Here is a 24,552-nt window from a genome sequence, read left to right as displayed (position 1 = left end):
CCGTACGGGGGTCCTGGAAACCCTGGAAGCCCTGGAAGAGCCCGTACGGGGTGCTGCGGGGGTCTGGCTGCGGGGCTCTACTCGACTTCGCGCATCATCTTCTCCATCGAGGCGATCGACTGCCGGGCCTGCGTCAGCTCGTCCAGGGTGCGGCGGTGCAGCTCGACGTTGTCCTCCAGGAGCTGCGCGTACTTGTCGGTCAGCGCCTTGTACTGGTCCTCACGGGCGGCCAGCATGCGGGCCCGCCAGGTGGCGGCGATCTGCCAGACGATGACGATCAGCAGGACGAAGACGCCTCCGGTGCCGAGCGCCGCCGCCCAGATCCCGGCCGGATCGGCCTCTGCCGCGGTCGTGAGCTGCTCGTTCACTGCGTCTCCTCTTTCTCGTCCGAGGCTTTCCCGTGCTGCGTCTTCCCGTGCTGCGCATTCCGGCCCGGGGCCCCGGCGGACTTCCCGTCCGGTGCCTGGTCCGTGAGGGTGCGCGCCGCCTCGGCGACGGCCTGCGGGGTCAGGGCGTAGCCGAACGGCGCCACCTCGAAGAACTTCATGGCCTTGCCGCTGTCCGAGAGCTCCAGCGTGCCGACCACGAGGCCGGCGGTCTCCAGCCGCTGGAGGTGCATGTGCAGCAGCGGACGGCTCATGCCGATCTCGCGGGCGAGTCCGCTGACGTAGTTGCGGCCCCCGGCCAGCGCCGCGACGATCCGCATCCGGTGCGGATTGCCGAGCGCCGCCAGGACCTTCAGCAGCTCGTCGCCGGACGGGGCCTCGATCGCGCCCACCGCGGCCCCTCTCCCTCGGGTGTGTAAGAAGAATCTGACACGTGGCGGAACGGGGTGTCGAGCCCAACTGCCCGCTGTCGGGGGCAGTTCAGGGTTCCCCCTGAGACGGCTGCGGGAGGACCCTCGGGGTCCTCCCGCAGCCAGGAAGCGTCAGGGAGCTCCGGGTGTTCCGGAGGGGCTCAGCGCTTGCCCTTCCGGCGGCGCGCGGCGGGGTTCCCGGTGCGGGCGCTGCGCTGCCGCTCGTGGCGGGCGCGGGCTGCCTCGTACTCGGCGCGGTGCAGCTTCTCGCCGGGGGCCTCGACACAACTGCGCAGCGCGTAGGCGAGCAGCACCCCGATGAAGCCGATGAGCCGGATGCTGCGCATCGACGACTCGGCCGCCGCGTCGCGCTCGTCGGGGCGGCGGCTGTAGGAGGTGAGGGTGCGGGAGAACGCCAGCGCGCTGCACACCGCGAACGCGGCGACCAGCAGGAGGCTCGCCCAGCTCCCGATGTCGGCCAGCACCACGCCCTGGTACGCGAAGCGCAGCACGACCGCACCCGCGGCGGCCGCCAGTACCGCGCCCGCCCCCAGGGCGGTGCGGCGCAGCGCGTAGCCGCCGGAGTGGTCGACCCAGGTGGTGCCGTAGAAGCGGAGCGGTTCGGGGGCCGGTGCGTCGGGGGTTCTGTGGTCCTGTGGCACGTCTCGATTATGGCCCGGGGCGGCGCCGCGCCCCCCGGGCCCCTCCGGCCCGGCGGCTCGGTGCTCCCCGGATTCCTGTCCCTCGGGTGCCCCCCGGGTGTCGCGGGGGGGGTCAGCGCTCCAACTGGGTCACGTCGCGGACGGCGCCCCGGTCGGCGCTGGTGGCCATCGCCGCATAGGCGCGCAGCGCGGTGGAGACCTTGCGCTCGCGGGCGACGGGCGCGTACCGGCCGGCCAGCGCCTCCCGGCGGGCGGCGAGCGTCTCCTCGGGGACGTCCAGGCGAAGCTGCCGGTCGGGGATGTCGATGACGACCGGGTCGCCGTCCTCCACCAGCGCGATCGTGCCGCCGCCCGCCGCCTCCGGCGAGATGTGGCCGATGGACAGACCCGAGGTGCCCCCGGAGAACCGGCCGTCGGTGATCAGCGCGCACGCCTTGCCCAGCCCGCGGCCCTTGAGGAAGGAGGTGGGGTAGAGCATCTCCTGCATCCCGGGGCCGCCCTTGGGGCCCTCGTAGCGGATGACGACGACGTCGCCCTCCTTGACGGTCTTGTCGAGGATCTTCTGGACGGCCTCATCCTGGGACTCGCAGACCACGGCGGGGCCGGTGAAGGTGAGGATCGACTCGTCGACGCCCGCGGTCTTCACCACGCAGCCGTTCTCGGCCAGGTTGCCGTACAGCACCGCCAGCCCGCCCTCGGCGGAATAGGCGTGCTCGACGTCGCGGATGCAGCCGCCCGCCGCGTCCGTGTCCAGCGACTCCCACTGCTCGGACTGCGAGAACGCCTCGGCGGAGCGCTTGCAGCCGGGCGCGGCGTGGAAGAGCTCCACGGCCCGCGGCGCGGGCGAGTCGCTGCGGATGTCCCAGGTCTTGAGCCACTCCTCCAGCGAGTCGGCGTGCACGGTGCGCACGTCCTCGTTGAGCAGCCCGCCGCGGTGGAGCTCGCCCAGGATGGCGGGGATGCCGCCGGCCCGGTGCACGTCCTCCATGTAGTAGGTGCCGCCCGGGGCCACGTTCGGGGCGACCTTGGCCAGGCACGGCAGCGCACGCGAGAGCTGGTCGATGTCGTGCATCGTGAACTCCAGCCCGGCCTCCTGGGCCGCGGCCAGCAGGTGCAGGATCGTGTTGGTGGAGCCGCCCATGGCGATGTCCAGGGCCATGGCGTTCTCGAAGGCGGCGCGGGAGCCGACGTTGCGCGGCAGAACGCTCACGTCGTCCTGGTCGTAGTAGCGCCGGGCGATCTCCACGACCGTCTGGCCCGCCGTCTCGTAGAGCTCCTTGCGGGCGGTGTGGGTGGCCAGCACCGAGCCGTTGCCGGGCAGGGCCAGGCCGATGGCCTCGGTGAGGCAGTTCATGGAGTTCGCGGTGAACATGCCCGAGCAGGAGCCACAGGTCGGGCAGGCGTTCTCCTCGATGCGCAGGATGTCCTCGTCGGAGACCTGGTCGTTGGCGGCCTCGGACATCGCGTCGATCAGGTCCAGCTTGCGGACGGTGCCGTTCACCAGCGTCGCCCGGCCGGCCTCCATGGGCCCGCCGGAGACGAAGACGGTGGGCACGTTGAGCCGCATCGCGGCCATCAGCATGCCGGGGGTGATCTTGTCGCAGTTGGAGATGCAGATCAGCGCGTCCGCGCAGTGCGCCTCGACCATGTACTCGACCGAGTCGGCGATCAGGTCCCGGGAGGGCAGCGAGTAGAGCATGCCGCCGTGGCCCATGGCGATGCCGTCGTCCACCGCGATCGAGTTGAACTCGCGCGGGATGCCGCCCGCGGCCTTGACCGCCTCGCTGACGATCCGGCCCACCGGCTGCAGGTGGGTGTGGCCCGGCACGAACTCGGTGAAGCTGTTGGCGACCGCGACGATCGGCTTGCCGAAGTCCTCGCGCGCTACACCGGACGCCTGCATGAGGGCGCGCGCCCCCGCCATGTTGCGGCCGTGGGTGACGGTGCGGGACCTCAGCTCGGGCATGGCTGCCCCTCCCTTGGTGCGGGCGGCCGCCACGGCGGTGGGCTCGGCGACCGCTGCGGTACGTATCCGAGACGATCCGAGATGAAACAGTGCCGTACGAGGGAATCGTGCGGTACATGGAACATCCGAGCGTACGCCTACCGCTCAGGATCCGGACAGGGGGTCCGGATGATGGACAGGGTCGGGTTCACGCAGTGGGCCGGGGCCGGGACGGCCCTCCCGGGCCGGAGGCGTCCTCCTGGCGGGCGGCGTCCGCCCGGCCGGTGGAGCCCTCCTCGCCGGGATCGCCCGCGGGGCCGGGGACCGGGGCACCCGCCGGGCCGGGGACCGGGGCACCCGCCGGGCCGGGACCGGTGAGGTGGTGCTGGACGACCGGCGCCAGCCGGGCGGTCACGGCCGGCAGCGGCTCGGAGGCCAGCGGCTCCAGCCGGATGACGTGCCGCAGCATCGCCGACCCGATCAGCTGGGCCGCCGCCAGACCGACCCGCAGCTCCGCGTCCGGCGCGGTGAGCCGGGCCGCCAGCCGGTTGAGCAGGTTCCGGGTCAGCAGGCCGCGGAAGACGGCCGCCGCCCGCTCGTTGTTGACCGCCGAGCGGACGATCGCCAGCAGCGGCGCCCGGGTCGCGGGGTCCTCCCACGTCTCCAGGAACCTGCGGGTGACGGTCTCGCCCACGGCCTCCAGCGCGGTCTCCCGGACCAGCTCCGGGACGATCAGCACCGGCGCGATGGCGCCCTCGACCGCGGCCGCGAACACCTGCTCCTTGGTGCCGAAGTAGTGGTGGACCAGCGCCGCGTCCACCCCGGCACCGCGCGCGATGGCCCGGACGGAGACCTTGTCGTAGCCGTGCTCGGCGAACTCGCCGCGGGCCGACGCCAGGATCCGCTCCCGCGTCCCGGGCCCGTCCTCGGCGGTACGCCGTGCCGGGCGGCCCCGCCTGCGGGGTGCGGGCGCCGGCTCCCCGGCGGCGGAACTCCCGCTCATGCCTTCCTCCGGCCCATGCGGCGCCCGGCAGCCCTCCGGCCGCCCTGCTCGCCGCCGGTTCCGTCGGCCGGAGGAGCGGCGCCGGGGGCGGCAAGGTGCAGCCGGGTGTAGGCCAGGGCCTCGGCCAGATCCTCCTCGCGCTCGGCCGCCGACATGGCACGCCGCGTGTTCACCTCGACGACCACATGGCCGTCGAACCCGCGGGCGGCCAGCCGCTCCAGCACCTCCGCGCAGGGCTGCGCGCCCCGCCCCGGGACCAGGTGCTCGTCCTTGGCCGAGCCGCTCCCGTCGGCGATGTGCACATGCCCCAGGCGGTCACCCATCCGGTCCACCATGGCGAGGGTGTCGTTGCGGGCCGTCGCGGTGTGCGAGAGGTCGATCGTGAAGTGCCGGTAGTCGTTCCGGGTGGGGTCCCAGTCGGGTGCGTAGGCCAGCATCTCGCGATCCCGGTAGCGCCAGGGGTACATGTTCTCGACCGCGAACCGCACATCGGTCTCGTCCGCCATCCGCCACACCCCGCGCTCGAACTCCCGCGCGTAGGTGCGCTGCCAGCGGAACGGCGGGTGCACCACGACGGTGGACGCACCGAGCGTCTCGGCCGCCGCCCTGGCCCGGACCAGCTTCGTCCACGGATCGGTGGACCAGACACGCTGCGTGATGAGCAGGCACGGCGCGTGCACGGCCAGGATGGGCACCCCGTGGAAGTCGGACAGTCGCCGCAGCGCCTCGACGTCCTGGCTGACCGGATCGGTCCACACCATGACCTCGACGCCGTCGTAGCCGAGGCGCGCGGCGATCTCGAAGGCCGCGGCCGTCGACTCCGGGTACACCGAGGCCGTCGACAGCGCGACCTTCGCCTGGGGGACCCGCACGCTTTCGATGCCCACCCAGCCACCCTAAGCGCGGTTCGCCGCCCATGAGGGACCGGCCCCCGCCGCCCGGCTCCGGGCCCAGCATGCCGACGGCCGCCGCGAGCGGGCCTCACACCGTCCGGAGGCGGTCCAGACGGCGCAGGATGATGCCCTCGCGGAGCGCCCACGGGCAGATCTCGACCTCGGAGACGGCGAAGAGGTCCAGGGCCGCCTCCGCCACGAGGGCGCCCGCCAGCAACTGGCGGGCCCGGCCCTCGGAGACCCCGGGCAGGGCCGCACGCTCCTGCGCGGGCATCACCGCGAGCTTGGGCACCCACTCCTCCAGCGCCTCCCGGCCCAGTACCCGGCGGGCGTAGAGGCCCTCCGCGCTGCGCGGCGCCCCCGCCATCCGGGCGAGCTGCTTGAAGGTCTTGGAGGTCGCCACCACGTGGTCGGGCGGGCTGAACCGGTTGAACTCCCCCACCGTGCGGGCGATCTCCGCGCGCACATGCCGCCGCAGGGCCCGCACGTCCTCCGGGTCGGGCGGGTCGCCCGGCAGCCAGCCGGAGGTGAGCCGTCCGGCGCCCAGCGGCAGCGACACCGCGGCGTCGGGCTCCTCGTCCAGCCCGTAGGCGATCTCCAGCGAACCGCCGCCGATGTCCAGCACCAGCAGCCGCCCCGCCGACCAGCCGAACCAGCGCCGCACCGCGAGGAACGTCAGCCGCGCCTCGTCGGCGCCGGAGAGCACCTCCAGCTTGACGCCGGTCTCCGTGGCGATGCGGTCCAGCACCCGCTCCGCGTTGGCCGCCTCGCGCACCGCGGAGGTCGCGAACGGCAGCAGCGCCTCGACCCCCTTGTCCTCGGAGATCTGCAGCGCCTCGGTGAGCGTGGCGCAGATCCGGTCGATGCCCTCCTCGCTGATCGACCCGTCCGCCTCCAGGATTTCGGCCAGCCGCAGCGCGGTCTTGTGGGAGTACGCCGGAAGCGGCCGGGCGCCGGGGTGCGCGTCCACCACGAGCAGATGGACCGTGTTGGATCCCACATCGAGGACACCGAGTCTCATACCCAGCACGCTAGCCTCCTCACCCGTCCGCCGCTGCGGGTACCTCCAGGTCGGGCCCCGGGGCCTCTCCCCGCCGACGGTACGGGAGTTCCCCCCGCCGCGGCAGCCCTCCGCGGCGTGCCGCTCCCCGCGGTGTGCCGCGCCCCGCAGCACACCGCGGGGAGCGGCGCGGCCGGTTGCCGCGGCCCGCGGCCCGTACGCTGGGCGATGTGGGTAAGACGAAAGCGGCGAAGCACAAGAAGCAGGACGGCGCGCGCCCGCTGCCTGCACCCCGGGCGCGCGACGAGGAAGTCGGTCTCGACGTCACCCGTGCCTGGGTGGAGTTCCCCGACCCGGCCGACGACGAGCAGGTCTTCCGCTGCGACCTGACGTGGCTCACGTCTCGCTGGAACTGCCTGTTCGGCAACGGCTGCCAGGGCATCACGCCCGGCCGGGCCGCCGACGGCTGCTGCACACTGGGCGCCCACTTCTCCGACGAGGAGGACGAGCAGCGCGTCGCCGAACACGTGGCCCGGCTGACGCCGGAGACCTGGCAGTTCCACGACGTGGGCACCGGCGCCCTGGGCTGGACCGAGGTCAACGACGAGGGCGAGCGGCAGACCCGCCGCTGGCAGGGCGCCTGCATCTTCAACAACCGGGCCGGATTCGAGGGCGGCGCCGGGTGCGCACTGCACACCCTCGCCCTGCGCGAGGGCCGCGAGCCGCTGGAGACCAAGCCGGATGTCTGCTGGCAGGTGCCGATCCGGCGCAGCTACGAGTGGGTGGAGCTGCCGGACGGCGAGGAGGTGCTGTACGTCACCGTCGGCGAGTACGACCGGCGCGGCTGGGGGTCGGGCGGACACGATCTGCACTGGTGGTGCACCTCGGCGCCGTCGGCACACGGCGCCGGACGGCCGGTGTACGAGTCCTACCGCGCCGAGCTGACCGAACTGATGGGCAAGCCCGGCTACGACCGGCTGGCCGAGCTGTGTGCCGAGCGGCTGGCCAGTCAGCTTCCGCTGCTGGCCGAGCACCCGGCCACGGCGCGCGCGGCGGCCGACCGCGCCGCCGCGGACCGCGACGCGGCCGGCCAGGTCGACGCCGACCTCGACCTGGCCGGTGCCGATCTTGCCGCTGCCGAGCCTGCAGGTGCCGACCCCGACGCCGCCGACCCGGACGGCACCGCTGCCGCACCCGGTCGCACGGAGCCGCCCGGGCTGTGACGGCCCCGCTGTGCTGCCCGGGCCGTGCCGGGGCGTGCCGGGCGGTGGCTCCGGCGGTCCGGAGGCGGACGGCCCGGACGCAGCGGGGACCCGCCCCCGTTCAGGACGGGGATCCGCTCGGCGCCCGGGGCGGCCCGGAGGGCCCGATGTCGGCGAACGCGGGCCGGCTCGTCGCGGGCGGAGGCTCCGCGGCGGACGGGGTGGCGGTCGACGCCGCAGCACTGCTCCCGGACAGCGGACCGCTGTCGGCCGGCGAACCGCCGGACGGAGCACCGCCGCCGGACGGGGAGGCCGCCGCACTGTCCGGCGCGGCCGCCGCGGGCCGCGACACCGGCACCGAGCGGTGCGGCGCGGCCGCCGGTTCCGACGCGGGCCGCCCCACCCTCGGCGCGGACGGCGCACCGGGCCCGCGCACGGGCGGCTCCATGCCGTGCGAGCGGGATGCCGCGGCCCTGCCCGCCGGGCCCGCGGCGGCACCGTCCGGGGCCGCCCGCCAGGCCCGGGACCCGGTCGGGGGAGCCACGGTGCCGGGCCCGCCCGCGCCGCCGTCCCGGCCGCCGGCCCGGCTGCCGTCCGCCGTGTCCGGCGCGGTGGCCGACCGGTCGGCCTGCGGTGCACCCGTGACGGGAGCCCCCCGGTAGGCCGCCCACAGCGCGACCACCGGCGCCGCCAGCACCGCGGCGACGACCGTGGAGGTCAGCGCGCGGCTGCGCAGCCTGTCCCGGCGGGCCGGACGCACGTTCTCGCACTGGGGGTAGCCCGCGCGGTCGAAGCGTGGCGTGCGCTGGACTCTCGCCCGGCGCGCCAGCGCGACCGCCGCCTCGACAGCGGGCCGGGGCACCGCCACCACGGCCAGCGCGGCCGAGGCGGGCGCGGTGCCCGGCCAGGAGACCCCGGCCATGGCGCGCTCGGCGGCCCGGCGGCACTGCGGGCAGTCGTCCACGTGCTCCACCAGTTCCCGGCGCAGCGCGGTGCCCAGCAGCAGCCGCTCGTCCCCCGCGAGCCGGGCGACGACCGCGCAGCCGCCGGACTCCACGACGTGCAGCGCCGCCCTGGTCCGCTCGACCTCGCAGGCGGCGTTCAGCAGCAACTCCTCGGTCTCGGCGGTCGACAGCGAGAGCACCGCCGCGATCTGGGCGGCGGACAGCCCGTGGCGGACGGACAGTTCGAGGGCCTCGCGCTGCCCGGGCGAGATGCCCGCGGCCTCCGGCCAGGCCAGTGCGGCCAGTTCGCGGTGGCGCCGGACGCTGGAGGGGAGGTGCCCGGCCGGGCCGGGGCGGCTGTCGCCGAGCAGCGCGGCCCGCTCGGCGGTGGGAGAGGCGGGCGGAACGGCCCGGACGGCCCGGACGGATGGAGACGCGGCGGGGGCCGGGGGCCGTCCGGCCGCCCGGGTGCCTGCCCCCCGCCGCGCGACAGCGGGACCAGCGGCGCACTCCCGCGCGGCGGACGCTCCATGCTCCTCGCGCTCCCCGGCCCGCTGGTCGGCGAGCCGCCGGGCACAGACCCAGCGGGCCAGCGCATAGAGCCAGGGCCGGAGGGCATGCTCGCCCTCGGGTGCACGTCCGCGTGCCCGCCGGCGGTCCGCGAGGGCGAGGGCCTCACCCAGTGCCGCCAGGGCGGATTCGTGCTCGCAGAGCACCGAAAGGCAGTACGTGAACAGGCCGTTCAGGTCCGCGTCGTCGCACCCCGCCACGGTGTGCGCGGCGTGGTGGTGCGTCGTCCTGCCCGCCCGATGCGCTGGGGGTGCGCCGGGGGCGTTCGTCGGGTGTTCGCGCCTGCTGGTCATCACCCCGGCGACGGTAGGCGGATGATGGCGCTTTGCTGAGTACAGCGACAGCTGATTCCCCCCTTCGAGTGAAGACCGTCGCCAAAACAAGACACGTCCGGTGGGTTTGGCGACACCAAGGGCACAAAGGGGCGCATGGCAGGCGCACATCCTGTGCCCGGCCGACGGCGCACGTCCCGGAAGACAGTCCCGCGCATGTACCGGACGCGTTCGGGGTGCGTCCAGGGGTGCGTCGGGAGTGCGTCCAAGGGCGCGTCCGGAGTGCGCCGCCCAGGAGCAGGCGGGCCGGAGCCGCGACGGCGGACCGGCTGTCGGTGCCCCCCTATACGGTGAGTCCATGGCTGCCCGTAAGACGTCCGCCAAGGACCGCCCCACCTACCGCTGCACCGAATGCGGCTGGCAGACCGCCAAGTGGCTCGGCCGCTGCCCCGAGTGCCACGCGTGGGGCACCGTCGAGGAAGTGGGCGGCGCCCCGGCCGTACGCACCACCGCGCCGGGCCGGGTCTCGGCGTCGGCGCTGCCCATCGGCGAGGTGGACGGCAAGCAGGCCACCGCGCGCCCCACCGGCGTGCCCGAACTGGACCGGGTGCTGGGCGGCGGGCTGGTCCCCGGTGCCGTGGTGCTGCTGGCCGGCGAGCCGGGCGTCGGCAAGTCGACGCTGCTGCTGGACGTCGCCGCCAAGGCCGCCTCCGGCGACCACCGCACGCTCTATGTGACCGGTGAGGAGTCCGCGGGCCAGGTGCGCCTGCGGGCCGACCGGATCAGCGCGCTCGACGACGACCTGTATCTGACCGCCGAGACCGACCTGTCCGCGGTGCTGGGCCACCTGGACGAGGTCAAGCCCTCGCTGCTGGTGCTGGACTCGGTGCAGACCGTGGCCTCACCGGAGATCGACGGAGCGCCCGGCGGCGTCGCCCAGGTGCGGGAGGTGGCGGGGGCGCTGATCCGGGCCTCCAAGGAGCGCGGCATGTCCACGCTGCTGGTCGGCCACGTCACCAAGGACGGCGCCATCGCCGGTCCGCGGCTGCTGGAGCACCTGGTGGATGTGGTACTGCACTTCGAGGGCGACCGGCACGCGCGGCTGCGCCTGGTGCGCGGCGTCAAGAACCGGTACGGCACGACGGACGAGGTCGGCTGCTTCGAACTGCACGACGAGGGGATCACGGGCCTGGCCGACCCCTCCGGGCTGTTCCTGACCCGGCGCGCCGAACCCGTCCCCGGCACCTGTCTGACGGTGACGCTGGAGGGCCGCCGCCCGCTGGTCGCGGAGGTGCAGGCGCTCACCGTCGACAGCCAGATCCCCTCCCCCCGCAGGACCACCTCCGGGCTGGAGAACTCACGGGTCTCGATGATGCTCGCGGTGCTGGAGCAGCGCGGCCGGATCAGCGCCCTGGGCAAACGGGACATCTACAGCGCGACGGTCGGCGGGGTGCGGCTCTCCGAGCCCGCGGCCGATCTCGCCGTGGCGCTCGCGCTGGCCAGCGCGGCCAGCGACACCCCGCTGCCGAAGAACCTGGTGGCGATCGGCGAAGTCGGCCTCGCCGGGGAGGTCCGACGGGTGACCGGTATCCAGCGGCGGCTGTCGGAGGCCGCCCGGCTGGGCTTCACCCACGCGCTGGTGCCGGGCGACCCGGGCCGCGTCCCGGACGGTATGCGGGTGCTGGAGGTGGCCGACATCGGCGAGGCCCTGCGGGTGCTCCCGGCCCGCCCGGCCCGCACCGGCTGAGGCCCCGGGAACCCGGCGGGGAGCGCACGCGGCGAGGGGTCCGCTCGGCGCGCCGGTAGACTTTGCCCCGGTCTCGACCGACCACGAGCACCACGGGGGCTGTGCGCGGCGCCACGAGGGGGGCGGGTACGGCCCGCACCCGGGTGCGGTGGGTCCTGCGGTCGAGAGAATGCCGACAGGCACCCGCACGACCGAAGGAGTGCAGTGGCAGCCAACGACCGGGCAGCGGTCCCCGGCAGGGCCGAGGGGGCGTCCGGCCTGATGCGCGCCTCACTGAGCGCGGTCGCGCCCGGAACGGCGCTGCGCGACGGACTGGAGCGCGTCCTGCGCGGCAACACCGGCGGGCTCATCGTCCTCGGCATGGACCGGAGCGTCGAGCACCTGTGCACCGGCGGCTTCGTGCTCGACGTGGACTTCAGCGCGACCCGGCTGCGCGAACTGTGCAAGCTGGACGGTGCGCTCATCCTGGACAAGGACATCTCCAAGATCGTCCGCGCCGGTGTGCAACTGGTCCCCGACGCGTCCATCGAGACGGAGGAGACCGGCACCCGGCACCGCACCGCACAGCGGGTCTCGATCCAGACGGGCTACCCGGTCGTCTCGGTCAGCCAGTCCATGCGGCTGATCGCCCTCTACGTCGACGGGCAGCGGCGCGTGCTCGAGGACTCGGCGGCGATCCTCTCCCGCGCCAACCAGGCCCTGGCCACCCTGGAGCGCTACAAGCTGCGGCTGGACGAGGTCGCCGGGACGCTCTCCGCGCTGGAGATCGAGGACCTGGTCACGGTGCGGGACGTCACGGCCGTGGCGCAGCGGCTGGAGATGGTGCGCCGGATCGCGACGGAGATCGAGCAGTACGTCGTGGAGCTGGGCACCGACGGACGGCTGCTCTCGCTCCAGTTGGACGAGCTGATCGCGGGGGTGGAGCCGGAGCGCGAGCTGGTGGTGCGGGACTACGCGCCGCAGACGGGGGGCGCGGGCCGCCGGGTGCGCTCGGTACCCGACGCGCTCAGCGACCTGGACCGGCTCACCCACACCGAGCTGCTCGAACTGGCCACCGTGGCCCGGGCGCTGGGTTACAGCGGCGCCCCGGAGACCCTCGACTCGGCCGTCTCGCCCCGCGGCTTCCGGCTGCTGGCCAAGGTGCCGCGGCTGCCGGGCACCGTCATCGACCGGCTGGTGGACCACTTCGGCGGGCTGCAGAAGCTGCTCGCGGCGAGCGTGGACGACCTCCAGGCGGTGGACGGCGTGGGGGAGGCCCGCGCCCGCTCGGTCCGCGAGGGCCTCTCGCGGCTGGCCGAGTCCTCGATCCTGGAACGGTACGTCTGACCGGCCCCGCGCGGTACGTCTGACGGACCCCGCGCGGTACGGCGCACTCCGGCGGTACGGCGCGTTCCGGGTGCCGGCTACTTCACCAGGGTGAAGGACGTGCGGACCGCCTTCGTGAACCCCTTGACCTTCACCTCGACCTCGTAGGTGCCAGGCTTGGGCTCCTCGAAGGTGGGGGTGCCGCAGTTGGCGGCGCTGGCCTTGCGGAACCAGGTGAGGGTGTGCGTCGAGCTGCCGTTGCCCGGCACCAGCCGCGGCAGCGGCTTCTTGGTCGGGGGGCAGTCGTCGGAGGCCCAGAACTTGGCGTCCTCCGGGTTGTTGATCGTCACGATCGTCGCGGTGCGGCCGAGGTCGATCCGGCAGTCGCTGTCCCGCTTGTTGGTGACCTTCAGCTCGAACCGCGGCTTCTCGTCCGGTCCGTACTTCTTCTTGACGCTGCGCAGCGCCACGGTCACCGCACCGGGCCGGCAGGCCGCCAGGTCCGGCGGAGCCGGCACACCCGCCGCTCCCCCGCCGCCGGTGCCCCCGGAGCCCGAACCGCCGGAGCCGGAACCCTCCGTGCCGGAACCGTCGTTGTCCGACGCGCCCGAACCGTCTCCCGCACCCCAGCCGGTGCCGCCCGCCGAGGACCGGTCCTCCTCGTCGGAACCTCCCGAACCGCCCGCCCCGTCGGAGCCGCCGTCCTCCTCGTCCCGGCCGCCCGGGCGCTCGCTGATCGCCGGGCCGGAGTCGGTGGGGCCCGGAGTGATGGTGCCGGCGGGGCCGTTGCCCTTGCCGTCACCCTTGCCCTCGTCCCGGGACGGATCGCCGCCGAACGAGGTCACCGCCCAGACGACGATCAGGACCAGCAGCGCGAGGACAGCAAAGGCAACTGCCCTCCGGCGCCAGTAGATGGAGGAGGGAAGCGGCCCGATCGGATTGCGCAGAGATCCCACGCGGAAACCTTACGAGACATCAGCCACACCACAGGACCACACCCACCGCTAGGAGTGCCAATTGTTGTGATGAGCGGCAGCGGAGGGGTACCCGGAAGACGATCTGCGACGCTTCACACTGCTTTGCCGGTTCTTTTCTCATTGTTGGGATTAAACGCTGTAACCGGCTTATGCGGCGTCTCCGGTGTTTGCTGCACAGTGCCCGAAACCCACCGGACACGCGGACGGGAGCAGCGGACAGGCTTTCGTACCGCGTGTGCGTTTTTCGGATGAGGGACGCCGTGCCAGGATCGGTCGTGCCATGACTGCGACCACCGAGACTTCCCAAGCCGCTTCGGCCGGCGCCCCGTCAGCGCGCGCCGCGGAATCCGAAGCCGTCGACCCCGCCCTGCGCGAGACGGCGCGCGCCCTCCATGCCCCCGTCGTCGACTGGTTCGCCACACACGCCCGCGACCTCCCCTGGCGCCGCCCGGAAGCGGGCGCGTGGGGCGTCATGGTCAGCGAGTTCATGCTCCAGCAGACCCCCGTCAACCGCGTACTGCCGGTGTACGAGGAGTGGATGAAGCGCTGGCCGCGCCCCGCCGACCTGGCCGCCGAGGCGCCCGGCGAAGCCGTCCGTGCCTGGGGCCGGCTCGGCTACCCGCGCCGTGCGCTGCGGCTGCACGGGGCCGCCAAGGCCATAGCGGAACGGCACGGCGGGGAGGTCCCCGTCGAACATGCCCAGTTGCTGGCGCTGCCGGGCGTGGGTGAGTACACGGCGGCCGCCGTGGTGTCGTTCGCGTACGGCAAGCGGCACGCGGTGCTGGACACCAATGTGCGCCGCGTCTTCGCGCGCGCCGTCAGCGGCCGCCAGTACCCGCCCAACGCGACAACCGCAGCCGAACGGAAGCTCGCCCGCGCACTGTTGCCCGAGGACGACGAGACCGCCTCCCGGTGGGCGGCGGCCACCATGGAGCTGGGCGCGCTGGTGTGCACGGCGCGCAGCCCGGAGTGCGGGCGCTGCCCGATCGCCGCGCAGTGCGCCTGGCAGCGTGCGGGTGCCCCCGCACACCAGGGGCCCGCCCGGCGCACCCAGGCGTACGCCGGGACGGACCGGCAGGTGCGCGGACGGCTGCTGGCGGTGCTGCGGGCCGCCAAGGAACCGGTGCCGCAGTCGGATCTCGACCGCATCTGGCACGAGCCGGTCCAGCGCGCACGGGCCCTGGACGGACTGGTGGCCGACGGGCTGGTCGAGCCGCTGGACGGCAAGCGCTACCGCCTGCCGCTGACCTGACCCGGCCTCTGCCCTCGCCTGCCCCGGCCTGCCCTCGCCTGCCCCGCCCCCGGCCTGACCCGGCGAGGACGGGCCGGGCCGGACCGAGGCGGACCCCGAGCTCCGTCCGGCCCGCGGACGCGGCGCCGTCACGGTGCCGCCCCCGCGGATCGGGCTCCGGCGCGGGGGCGGGCGAGGCAGAGTGCGGGGCGCGGGGCGCGGGCGGAGGAGGGCGCCCCGCACCGGCTCCTACTTCTGGGCCTCCGCGTCCTTGAGCGGGACCTCCTTGATGAACCACGCGGCCACGAAGGTGAGCAGCGCGACTCCGGTGGCCAGCAGGAAGACGCCGTGGGTGCCCCCGGCCACCGCGTGCTCGTACGCCTCCCGCACCTGGGCCGGGAGCTTCTCCAGCGAGGCGGCGTCGAGCTGGGGACCGGTGTCGGCGAGCTGCTTCCCGCCGCCGGCCCCTCCGGAGGCCGCGGCGCTCTCCCGCATGGAGTCCTCGACCCGCTGGGCGAAGACGGTGCCCATCAGGGCCACGCCGAAGGAGCCTCCGATGGTGCGGAAGAGCGTCGTCGTCGAGGAGGCGACACCCATGTCCTTGAGCTCCACGCTGTTCTGCGCGATGAGCATGGTGAGCTGCATCAGGAAGCCCATGCCCGCGCCGAGCACCGCCATGTAGAGGCCGGAGGTCAGCCTGCTGGTGCCGACGTCCATCTGCGCCAGCAGGAAGAGGCCGACCGGGATCAGCGCACCACCCATGATCGGGTACATGCGGTACTTGCCCGTCCGGGTGGTGGCCCGGCCGGTGACCACCGAGACGACCATCATCGGCAGCAGTACGGGGAGCAGCAGCAGCCCGGAGTTGGTGGCCGAAGCGCCCTGGACGCTCTGCTGGAAGAGCGGCAGGAAGGTCATCGAGCCGAACATCACGAAGCCGAGCACGAAGCCGATGAGGGCCACCAGCGAGAAGTTCCGGCTGTGGAAGACCCGCAGCGGGAGGATCGGCTCGGCGACCCGGCGCTCGACGAAGGGGAAGGCGGCCAGCGCGGCCACGGCGAGCAGCGCGAGGCCGACGATGGTGGCCGAGTCCCAGTCGTACTCGGTGCCGCCCCAGCTCGTGACGAGCACGGCCGAGGTGATGCCGGCGGTCAGCAGCCCGGCGCCGAGGTAGTCGATCCGGCCCTTGGCGGGCTTCTTCGGCAGGTGCAGGACGGTGCCGACCATGGCGAGCGCGACGGCGCCCAGCGGCAGGTTGATGTAGAAGGCCCAGCGCCATCCGAGGTGGTCGGTGAGCGTCCCGCCGACGAGCGGGCCGCCGATCATGGCGAGGGACATCACCCCGGCCATCAGGCCCATGTACTTGCCGCGCTCGCGGGGCGGGATCAGATCGCCCATGATCGCCATGGCGCCGACCATGAGCCCGCCCGCGCCCAGGCCCTGCACGGCGCGGAAGCCGATGAGCTGGCCCATCGTCTGGGCCGCGCCCGAGGTCATCGAGCCGATGAGGAAGAGCACGATCGAGGTGAGGAAGACGCCCTTGCGCCCGAACATGTCGCCGAGCTTGCCCCAGATCGGCGTCGAGGCGGCGGTGGTCAGGGTGTAGGCGGTGACGACCCAGGAGAGGTGTTCGAGGCCGCCGAGCTCGCCGACGATGGTGGGCATGGCCGTACCCACGATCATGTTGTCCAGCATGGCGAGCAGGACGGCGATCATCAGGGAGAGCAGAACCAGCCGCACGCTGCGCGGCTTGCGTCCTCCGGCCCCCGCGCCGGAGGCGGATCCGGCGCCGCCGGCGCCCTCCGCGTCGGAGGCCGCTGCCGCGACCGGGGCGGTTTCGGTCCCGGGGGCGTCCTCCGCCGCGGGACCCGGAGCCGCCCCGGAGGCGTCCCCGGCCGCCTCGGGAATCCCTTGGCCCGGACTCGGCCCTTCCTTGACGCGGAGGCCCTCCGTTTCCGATTCCGCCCCGTTTGTCGCGCTGCTCGCACTCATGCGCGGCCACTCCCTCTGCTCGCCACTTACTTGCCGCACGGCTAGTTCAGTACGATGGACAAAGTAGGGCGCCACTAGCCGGGCGTCAAGTAAGTTCTGAAGGGACCGACATGAGCAGGGGAAACACCCGTCAGCGCATCCAGGACATCGCCCTGGAGCTGTTCGCTGAGCGCGGTTACGAGAAGACCTCGCTCAGGGAGATCGCCGAGCAGCTCGGTGTCACCAAGGCCGCGCTCTACTACCACTTCAAGACCAAGGAAGACCTGGTCACCAGCCTCTTCGAGGATCTGGTGCTGGGCCCGGCCGACGAGGTGATCGCCTGGGCCGAGGCACGGCAGCCGACCACCCTGGAGACGAAGCTGGAGATCCTCAACCGCTACAGCGAGTGCATCAGCAAGGCCACCCCGCTCGTCCGGTTCATCCACGAGAACCAGGCCGCGCTGCGAGACCTGTCCGTGGGCGAGCAGATGAAGGCGCGCATGTTCACCCTGCTGAAGCTGATCAAGGACGAGGACGCCGCCCTGACCGACCAGGTGCGCTGCAGCTCGGCCCTGTTCACCATGCACTCGTCGCTCTTCACGCTGGAGAGCTCCGGCGCGGGCATCGAGGAGAAGCGCCAAGCCGCCCTGGAGGTCGCCCGGGAGCTGGTCACCTCGGCCCACCACCACGGCCCGGCACCCCGGCCCGCTGCGGAAACGAGCAGCGCCCGTCACGGATGACGGGCGCTGCTGCCGACTCCGGCACGTCCCCTGAGCCGGAGTGTCCTGTGGTGGCGCGGGCCGCGCGGCGCGGCCGGGGGCCGGCGCCGGGGCCCGCGCCCCGGGGTGCGGGGGTCAGAAGGTGACGCCGACCGCCCGCATGGCCGCCACCGGGTCGACCGCCGTGCCGTAGTCCGGACCCTTGCGGACCTCGAAGTGCAGGTGCGGACCCGAGGAGTTTCCGGTGTTGCCGGACTTGGCTATGTTCTGTCCGGTCTTGATCTGCTGACCGGGCTTGACGTTGATCTGCGACAGGTGCGCGTACTGCGAGTACGCACCGTTGTCGTGCCGGATCACGATGGCGTTGCCGTACGCCGGGCCGTCGCCGGCCCCGTTCGGCCCCGCCTTGACGACGGTGCCCTTGTGCACGGCCTTGACCGGGGTGCCGACACCCACGGCGAAGTCCTGGCCGGAGTGGTTGTGCGCCCAGCGGCCGCCCGCCTTGCCGTAGGAGGCGCTCAGTTCGTACTTGCCGCCGACCGGCTTGATCCAGGACGCCTGCAGCCGCTTGGCGTCCCGGGCGGCCTTCTGGGCCGCGCGCTTCTTCGCCTCGGCGGCGCGCTTCTCGGCCTTCTCGGCGGCCTCGACCGCCTTGCGGTGCGCGTCGGCCTGCTGCTGCGTGGACTTCGCGAGGCTGCTCGCCGTGCCGGTCGCGAAGATGTCGTGCTGGGCCGTGTTCGCCTCGGCCTTCGCGGCCGCCAGCGCCGTGCCGGCCCCCAGGGCCATCGACGCGCCCATTCCGACGGCCAGCGCCGTCGTGTAGGTCCGGGCGCGGTTGGTGGTCCTCGACATCGCCATAGGGGTGCTACCTCCGGAAGGGGGTTCGTGGAGTGCGCCTCGAAGCGGACGCGCCCCCTTGGTAACCCGCCCGAAAAGGGGCATCAAGGACCCCTTCTACTAAAGACTCCCGTAGCAGGACGAGAGACCCAGGTCACCCCGCGCCGCCGCACCGGGTCACCCGCGCCCGCCAGGGCACCCGCGACGGCCCGCTGCCTCCTATCGGGCCTCGTAGCCCCCTTCGGTCCTGTGCCGCACTTCACGGCGGAGCCGCGCCGGACGTGGCCGGGCTCATATGGCCCCGCTCACTCCGGAGGCCCCCGCGGTGCGAGGGGGCCGTCATCGACGCGGCGCACGGGTCCCTCTACGCTTGCTCGCCGTACGCGGCTCCGTACTGCGGGGAGTCGAGCGCCGAACGGGGGGTCGGGGATGGACGCGGGGGTCGTCGGGCTGCGCATCGCCTCCAGCGTGCTGGCACCGCTGGTCAGGCGGCTGTTCACCGCGGAGAGCGCGGGTGCCGGGCTGGTGGACCGGCCGGTGCGGGTCTCACGCCTGGTCTCCTTCACGGGTGAGCGCCGGGAGCTGGGCAGGCAGCACCTGGAGAAGCTCGCCGGGGAGCTGGTCGACCGGGCGGTACGGGGCATCGGACCGCATGAGGCCCCCTCCCCCGACGAGGCGGAGCGGGCCGCGGAGCGGCTCGCCGACACGCTGCACGCGCTCGGGGACATCGGCCTGAGCGACGTGGAGGCGGTCAGTCTCGGCCACACCGACTTCGCCCGTGCCCTGCACGCGCAGGCCGCCATGCACGACCCGCACCGGGACGCCACCCCCGCGGAGGAGGCGCTCTACCAGCGGGTGCTGGAGACGGCCTGCCTGCACATCCTGCACTTCCTCACCCAGCGCTCCACCTTCGTGGCCCGCATCCTGGTCGAGCAGAGCCGCAAGCTCGGGGACCTGGTCACCCTCGTCGACGTCCTGATCGAGCGCATCCCCTCCCAGTCCGCGCAGGACGCCGGGTTCGAGCAGCAGTACGCCCGCTACATCGCCAAACGGCACCGCACCCTCACCATCTACGGCATCGACGTCCAGCAGGCGAGCGAGTGGCCGCTGGACACCGCGTATCTGAGCCTGGAGGCGACGGCCGACGGGCCGGGTACCGGCGCATTCGACGACCTGGAGGGCATGGCAGCCGCCTCCGCCACTGTCGAGGCGCACCCCGCCGACCAGGCGCTTGCCGGACACCGGCGGGTGCTGCTGCGCGGTGTGGCGGGCTCCGGGAAGACCACCCTCGTCCAGTGGCTCGCCGTCACCACCGCACGCCAGTCCGAGCTGACCGGACGACACGCCCATCTGATCGGTCGAGTGCCCTTCGTCCTGCCGCTGCGCACTCTGACACGTGGTACGGCGGCGCTGCCGACACCCGCCGACTTCCTGTCCGCCGTCGGCTGCCCGCTGGCCGGAGCACAGCCGCATGCCTGGACCGACCGCGTGCTGGCGGCCGGGCGCGGGGTGCTGCTGATCGACGGCATCGACGAGGTACCGGAGCAGGAGCGCGCCCTCGCCCACGCCTGGCTGCGCGATCTGACGGTCGCGTACCCGGACAACCTCGTCCTGGTGACCTCGCGCCCCGCCGCCGTACGGGAGGACTGGCTGGGCCGGGAGGATTTCAGCGAGCTCTCCCTCTCCCCCATGCGCCCCGCCGATGTCGACCTGTTCATCGGCCGCTGGCACGCGGCGGCGGAGGCGGACGAGGAACTGGCGTCCTCGTTGCGTACGGCCGTACGCACCCGCTCCGACCTGTCCCTGCTGGCCACCAACCCCCTGATGTGCGGTCTGATCTGCGCCCTCCACCGGGAACGGCACGGCTTCCTTCCCCGGGGCCGCAAGGCCCTCTACGACGCCGCGCTGGCAATGCTGCTGGAGCGGCGCGACCGGGAGCGCGCCGTCTACGCCGCACATCCGGCCGGCGTCGAACTGGACGAGGCATCCCAGGTGGAGCTTCTGCAGAAGCTCGCCTACTGGCTGATTCGCAACGGCCGCTCCGAGATGGCGCAGAGCGACGCGGTCGGCCTGGTGGAGCGGATGCTGCCGGCCATGCCGTACGTCGCCGACCAGGGCTCGGCGACGGCGATCTTCCGCTTTCTGCTGGTGCGCTCCGGCCTGCTGCGCGAGCCGGGGCCCGAGGCCGTGGATTTCGTCCACCGCACCTTCCAGGACTATCTGGGAGCCAAGGCCGCCGTGGAGGAGCGCGACTTCGGCGTACTCGTGCAGAACGCGCACCTGGACCAGTGGGAGGACGTGGTGCGGATGGCCGTCGCCCACGCCCGACCCGACGAGCGGGCCCGGCTGTTGCGTGGCCTGGTGGAGCGGGGGGACACGGAACCGGAGTGGCGGACCCGGTTGCATCTGCTGGCGACGGCGTGCCTGGAACACGCCACGAAGCTGGACCCGGCCGTACGGGGCGAGGTGGAAGAGCGCGCCAGGGAGCTGATTCCGCCGCAGAGCATCGACGAGGCGAAGAAGCTCGCCGAGGTCGGCCCGGTGGTGCTCGAGTTGCTGCCGGGACCGGAGAGCCTGAAGGCTCACGAAGCCCAGGCCGTGGCCCACACCGCAGCCCAGCTCGGCACCGACGCCGCACTCGCACTCCTGACCCGGTTCCGTGACCACCCGTCCTCTGCCGTGCTGCAGCAACTGGCCTGCCACTGGGAGCGTTTCGACGCGGACACCTACGCGCGGCAGATCATCGCCCTCCTTCCCGACCGGCCCGAGGTGCAGGTCACAGTGAGCACGCCACAGCATCTGGCGTGGCTGCGCAGGCTGGGCGAGCGGACGACCTCACACGTCATTGGCGAGTTCTCCGTCGACGACCTCGTCCAGGCCCATGGCTCGGGCACGGAACTGGTCGAGCTCGGCATCGCGCGCAACCCCGCACTGAGCCGGCTGGATTTCGTCCAGTCCTTCCCGCACCTACGTGCGCTCCACCTCCGTGAATGCCCGGTGGCGGACCTCGCTCCGCTGGCCGCGCTGCCCCTGGAAGTCCTGTACCTGTGGGACGTGCAGACGCTTGCGCGGCTGGAGGGGATCGGGGCACTCACCGGCCTCCGCTGGCTGTGTCTGCGGGAGAGCACCCCTTGGCCGGGCGTCTCCCACATCGCTCATCTCTCCGAACTGACCACGCTGCTCCTCCCGGAGGACGCGGAGACGTTCACCGGGATATCCCGCCTCCGCAGTCTCAAGGCGCTGAACGTCTTCATGACCGCGCATCCACTGCCGCCCGAGGACTGGTCCGAACTCGCCGAGCTGCCCGGGTTCGAAGAGCTCACCTGCGAGCCGCACCACCTGGACAACATCAGTTGGAGCCGGACTCCACTGCCGCAGGTGACACAGATGCAGGTGCTCAGCAATGTCCCGTTCGAACTGGGCGTGCTGCCCGAGTGCTTTCCCAGCCTGCGCAGGCTCCAGCTGACACAGGCGCGTGCGTCCCTCGACCTCGCGCCGCTGGCAGCGCTCTCCCGACTCGAAGAGGTGACGCTGGTCCGCCCCGAGAGCCCGGCGATCGCCCACCGCCTCCCCTCGCACATCAAGGTCACCACCATCCCCGGCCCCCGGCAGGGGCGAGCCCACCCCTGACGCGAACGCAGGGTGACCGGCACCACACGGACGGCCTACGCTGGTCATCAACCAGTCAACAGACGACCACCAGCAGCCGATCCGGGAACCGCCACCTCGCCCATCACCCCACGCCACACACCCGCCCCGCACCGCCCCCGTCAGGGAGCCCTCATCCATGGACCCAGCCGTCCGACTCGCCTCGACCGTCGCCGATCCGCATGTCAGCCAACTCCTGCTCCCCGTCGAGTCCACGCCCGACCAGGCCCAGTCCGAGGGGGAGCTGCTGGCACGGCTCGTCTCCTTCCGCGGCGAGAACCCGCCGCTGTCCTACGAGTCGCTGCTCTCGCTCGCCCGGGATCTGGTGGGCCTCGCCGCACCCGCCCACCGGCTGCCGCATCCGGACGAGGGACCCGTCGCCGCGATACTCGCCCGCACCCTGTGGATCACCGGGGAGCTCGACACCACCGATGAGCAGGCGGTACGGCTGGGGCCGCAGGACTTCGCCCGCAAGCTGCGCTCCGCGCTCCCGGGCGCGGACCGCGAGCTGTCCACGGACGCGGCCTGGTTCCACGACCGGCTCCTGGTCACCGTCTGCCTGCACCTGCTGCACCATCTCATCCGCCGCTCGCCCGTCCTCGCCGACCGCATGCCGGAACGCGCCCACCGGATCCGCCAGTTGATCGACTTGAACGATGTGGAGGCCGTACGGGGCCGACCGGAGCCCTCCGCCGTGGACGCCGAGTTCGAGGCCCGCTACGCCCGTTCCATTGCCGAGCAGTACAACCGGGTGACCATCTACGGCATCGATCTGCCCAACCCCAACACCCCGGACAACTGGTCGCTGGACGCCACCTATCTGAGCCTCAGCGCCGAGTTCGACAATCCGGAGCGGCGCGAGGAGGACGGGGGCAGCGGCGAGCCGGTGCTCCCCGCCGACCGCGCGCTGGGCGGCCACGAACGGGTGCTGCTGCGCGGTGTGGCCGGATCCGGCAAGACGACGCTCGTGCAGTGGCTGGCCGTCTCCGCGGCACGCGACGAGCTGCCGCCCGAACTGGCCTCGCTGCGCGGCCGGATACCACTGGTGCTGCCGGTGCGCCGGTTCGCCCGCGAGGGGTTCCCCTCCCCGGAGGACTTCCTGCGGGCCGTACGCCATCCGCTGGCCGACGAGGCGCCCGACGGCTGGGTGGCCCGGGTCCTCACCGAGGAGCGGGGGCTGCTGCTGGTCGACGGCATCGACGAGGTGCCCGAGTCCGAGCGGGCCGCACTGCGGCACCAACTGCGCCGCCTGATGCGGATCTACTCGGGCAACTTCTGCCTGGTGACCGCGCGCCCCTCGGCCGTGGAGGCGAACTGGCTGGCCGACGAGGGCTTCGACGAGCTGGCGCTGGCGCCCATGAGCCGCGACCAGGTGGCCGCCTTCATCACCGCCTGGCACACGGCGGCCGCCGTCGACGAGGGCAAGGACCACCAGCGGCTGGCCGACTACCGCGATCAGCTCCTGTCCTCCATCCCGCTCTACCGCGAACTGCGCGGCCTGGCGACCAACCCGCTGATGTGCGGGCTGATCTGCGCCCTCAACCGGGACCGGTCCGGCTCGCTGCCGCAGGGGCGCAAGGAGCTGTACGAGGCCGCGATGGAGATGCTCCTGCAGCGCCGCGACCCCGAACGGCGCGTCCTGTACGCCGACGCCGTGAAGCTGCGGCGCGGCGCCCGCGAGCGGCTGCTGCGCAAGCTCGCCTACCGGATGCTGGTCGCCCGACGGGCCGAACTGACCATGGAGGAGGCGCTGGAGGAGATCGCCCGCCAGCTTCCCGCCATCCCCTCCACCTCCGGCCAGGGACAGCCCGAGGACATCTTCAACCACCTGCTGCTGCGTACCGGTCTGCTGCGCGAACAGTCGGACCACTCGGTCGAGTTCGTCCACCGCACCGTGCAGGACTACCTCGCCGCCAAGGAGTCCGTCGAGCAGGGCGCGTTCGACATGCTGCTCGACCACGCGCACGAGTCCGAGTGGGAGGAGGTCATCCGGATGGCCGTCGCGCACTCCCGGCCCGCGGAGTGCGCGCGGCTGCTGGGCGGGCTGCTGGCGCCCGGCCGCAAGGGCATGCAGCGCAACCGGCGGCGGCTGCTGGCGGCGGCCTGTCTGGAGCATGTGACGGAGCTCGACCCGGAGACCCACGCCCGCATCCGCCGGGAGACCCGCAACATGGTGCGGCCCACCACTCTGGAGGGCGCCCGCAGCCTGGGGTGGGTGGGGCCCATCGTGCTGGAGATGCTGCCGGACCCCGGCACCGTCCCGGACCGGGAGGCGCACCGGCTCGCCGTGACCACCACCCGGATCAACGACGACGCGGCCATCCACTACCTCGCCCGACTGCGGAACCGGGCCTCGTTGGAGCTGCGGGCCGAGCTGGCCCGCGGATGGCGGAACTTCGACACCGACCGGTACGCCGAGGAGATCATCGCGCACCTGGACCCGGAGGGGCTGTACTTCCCGGTCTCCGACCGCTTCGAGCTGGCCGCGCTGCGGAAGCTGGGCGGGCGGGCGCGGGTGCAGATCGTCGGGCCGTTCACCCCCGACGAGCTGCTGGAGGGGCTCGCCCACGAGCAGCTCACCCATCTGTGGCTCGCCTACGACCTGGGGGTGCCGATGGGGTGGCTCGCGGCCTTCCCGCACCTGACGACCCTCCGCGTCAATCCGCGGCTGCCCCGGGTGAGCGGAGTGCCCGACGGCATCCGCATCCTGTCCTGAAGGTGCTGGGGTCCTGGGCGGTCCGGGGCGCCCCGTCGGCGGACGGCCGGAGCGCCGGGCCGGAACGCCGGTGGGGACCGACCCGTGACGGGTCGGTCCCCACTCGGATGATCC

Annotated in this window: 16 protein-coding genes and 2 pseudogenes; 7 read left to right on the top strand and 11 right to left on the bottom strand. The window is 73.2% G+C overall.

What is annotated here, in order from left to right:
• Window positions 1-77: 77 nt before the first annotated feature.
• The 7 genes and pseudogenes from BMX65_RS26545 to BMX65_RS26515 form a co-directional block, all read right to left on the bottom strand.
• Complete coding sequence (locus tag BMX65_RS26545; RefSeq protein WP_075002876.1) at window positions 78-368, bottom strand: hypothetical protein; 291 nt, start codon at window positions 366-368, stop codon at window positions 78-80.
• Window positions 365-778 (bottom strand): ArsR/SmtB family transcription factor, encoded by a 414-nt coding sequence (locus BMX65_RS26540; RefSeq protein WP_075002875.1) that lies wholly within the window; start codon window positions 776-778, stop codon window positions 365-367. Before BMX65_RS26540 ends, BMX65_RS26545 begins: the two co-directional genes overlap by 4 nt.
• Before the next feature lie 179 nt (window positions 779-957).
• The gene (locus BMX65_RS26535) at window positions 958-1,458 is read right to left on the bottom strand and encodes a hypothetical protein (protein ID WP_075002874.1); all 501 of its coding nucleotides are present in this window, start codon (window positions 1,456-1,458) and stop codon (window positions 958-960) included.
• 112 nt (window positions 1,459-1,570) lie between these two features.
• Window positions 1,571-3,424: a dihydroxy-acid dehydratase gene (gene ilvD / locus BMX65_RS26530; protein WP_075002873.1), complete on the bottom strand. Its 1,854-nt coding sequence runs from the start codon at window positions 3,422-3,424 to the stop codon at window positions 1,571-1,573.
• Between the two features lie 346 nt (window positions 3,425-3,770).
• Window positions 3,771-4,406 (bottom strand): annotated as a pseudogene (locus BMX65_RS26525) (TetR/AcrR family transcriptional regulator); the annotation flags it as partial.
• On the bottom strand, window positions 4,403-5,293 hold the full coding sequence (locus BMX65_RS26520; RefSeq protein ID WP_107437585.1) for a sugar phosphate isomerase/epimerase family protein: 891 nt from the start codon (window positions 5,291-5,293) through the stop codon (window positions 4,403-4,405). The gene BMX65_RS26520 and the pseudogene BMX65_RS26525, both read right to left, overlap by 4 nt.
• A gap of 94 nt (window positions 5,294-5,387) precedes the next feature.
• Window positions 5,388-6,320: a Ppx/GppA family phosphatase gene (locus BMX65_RS26515; RefSeq protein WP_075002872.1), complete on the bottom strand. Its 933-nt coding sequence runs from the start codon at window positions 6,318-6,320 to the stop codon at window positions 5,388-5,390.
• Between the two features lie 209 nt (window positions 6,321-6,529).
• On the opposite strand from BMX65_RS26515, the pseudogene BMX65_RS26510 reads away from it, so the two are divergent.
• Window positions 6,530-7,339: pseudogene (locus tag BMX65_RS26510) on the top strand (DUF3109 family protein); the annotation flags it as partial.
• A gap of 283 nt (window positions 7,340-7,622) precedes the next feature.
• Here the strand turns inward: BMX65_RS26510 and BMX65_RS26505 are convergent.
• Entirely contained in the window at window positions 7,623-9,308 is a 1,686-nt protein-coding gene (locus BMX65_RS26505) for a hypothetical protein (RefSeq protein ID WP_398761511.1), read from the bottom strand.
• Window positions 9,309-9,645: 337 nt separating this feature from the next.
• Here BMX65_RS26505 and radA point away from each other — a divergent pair, with 337 nt between their 5' ends.
• Window positions 9,646-11,034: a DNA repair protein RadA gene (gene radA / locus BMX65_RS26500; protein ID WP_075002870.1), complete on the top strand. Its 1,389-nt coding sequence runs from the start codon at window positions 9,646-9,648 to the stop codon at window positions 11,032-11,034.
• A gap of 204 nt (window positions 11,035-11,238) precedes the next feature.
• Entirely contained in the window at window positions 11,239-12,360 is a 1,122-nt protein-coding gene (disA, locus tag BMX65_RS26495) for a DNA integrity scanning diadenylate cyclase DisA (protein WP_075002869.1), read from the top strand.
• Window positions 12,361-12,437: 77 nt separating this feature from the next.
• Here disA and BMX65_RS26490 read toward each other — a convergent pair whose 3' ends face one another.
• A complete protein-coding gene (locus BMX65_RS26490) occupies window positions 12,438-13,295 on the bottom strand; it encodes a hypothetical protein (protein WP_075002868.1) in 858 nt (285 codons plus the stop codon).
• 301 nt (window positions 13,296-13,596) lie between these two features.
• Here BMX65_RS26490 and BMX65_RS26485 point away from each other — a divergent pair, with 301 nt between their 5' ends.
• Window positions 13,597-14,568, top strand: coding sequence for an HhH-GPD family protein (locus tag BMX65_RS26485; RefSeq protein WP_075002867.1), 972 nt, complete (start codon window positions 13,597-13,599; stop codon window positions 14,566-14,568).
• Window positions 14,569-14,796: 228 nt separating this feature from the next.
• Here the strand turns inward: BMX65_RS26485 and BMX65_RS26480 are convergent, their stop codons facing one another.
• A complete protein-coding gene (locus BMX65_RS26480; protein ID WP_075002866.1) occupies window positions 14,797-16,539 on the bottom strand; it encodes an MDR family MFS transporter in 1,743 nt (580 codons plus the stop codon).
• A gap of 110 nt (window positions 16,540-16,649) precedes the next feature.
• On the opposite strand from BMX65_RS26480, the gene BMX65_RS26475 reads away from it, so the two are divergent.
• Entirely contained in the window at window positions 16,650-17,258 is a 609-nt protein-coding gene (locus BMX65_RS26475) for a TetR/AcrR family transcriptional regulator (protein ID WP_075002865.1), read from the top strand.
• 114 nt (window positions 17,259-17,372) lie between these two features.
• Here the strand turns inward: BMX65_RS26475 and BMX65_RS26470 are convergent, their stop codons facing one another.
• The gene (locus tag BMX65_RS26470) at window positions 17,373-18,089 is read right to left on the bottom strand and encodes a M23 family metallopeptidase (protein ID WP_075002893.1); all 717 of its coding nucleotides are present in this window, start codon (window positions 18,087-18,089) and stop codon (window positions 17,373-17,375) included.
• A gap of 414 nt (window positions 18,090-18,503) precedes the next feature.
• On the opposite strand from BMX65_RS26470, the gene BMX65_RS26465 reads away from it, so the two are divergent.
• Both BMX65_RS26465 and BMX65_RS26460 read left to right on the top strand, forming a co-directional pair.
• On the top strand, window positions 18,504-21,704 hold the full coding sequence (locus BMX65_RS26465) for an NACHT domain-containing protein (RefSeq protein ID WP_075002864.1): 3,201 nt from the start codon (window positions 18,504-18,506) through the stop codon (window positions 21,702-21,704).
• Between the two features lie 157 nt (window positions 21,705-21,861).
• Window positions 21,862-24,438, top strand: a complete 2,577-nt coding sequence (locus tag BMX65_RS26460) for an NACHT domain-containing protein (RefSeq protein WP_075002863.1) — start codon at window positions 21,862-21,864, stop codon at window positions 24,436-24,438.
• The last annotated feature ends 114 nt before the right edge of the window (window positions 24,439-24,552 follow it).

It is taken from the genome of Streptomyces qinglanensis, from assembly GCF_900111245.1.
In the GTDB taxonomy this organism is placed as follows: Bacteria; Actinomycetota; Actinomycetes; order Streptomycetales; family Streptomycetaceae; genus Streptomyces; species Streptomyces qinglanensis.
The sequence above is the reverse complement of the archived record's forward strand: the minus strand, read 5'-3'. Positions and strand labels throughout refer to the sequence as shown.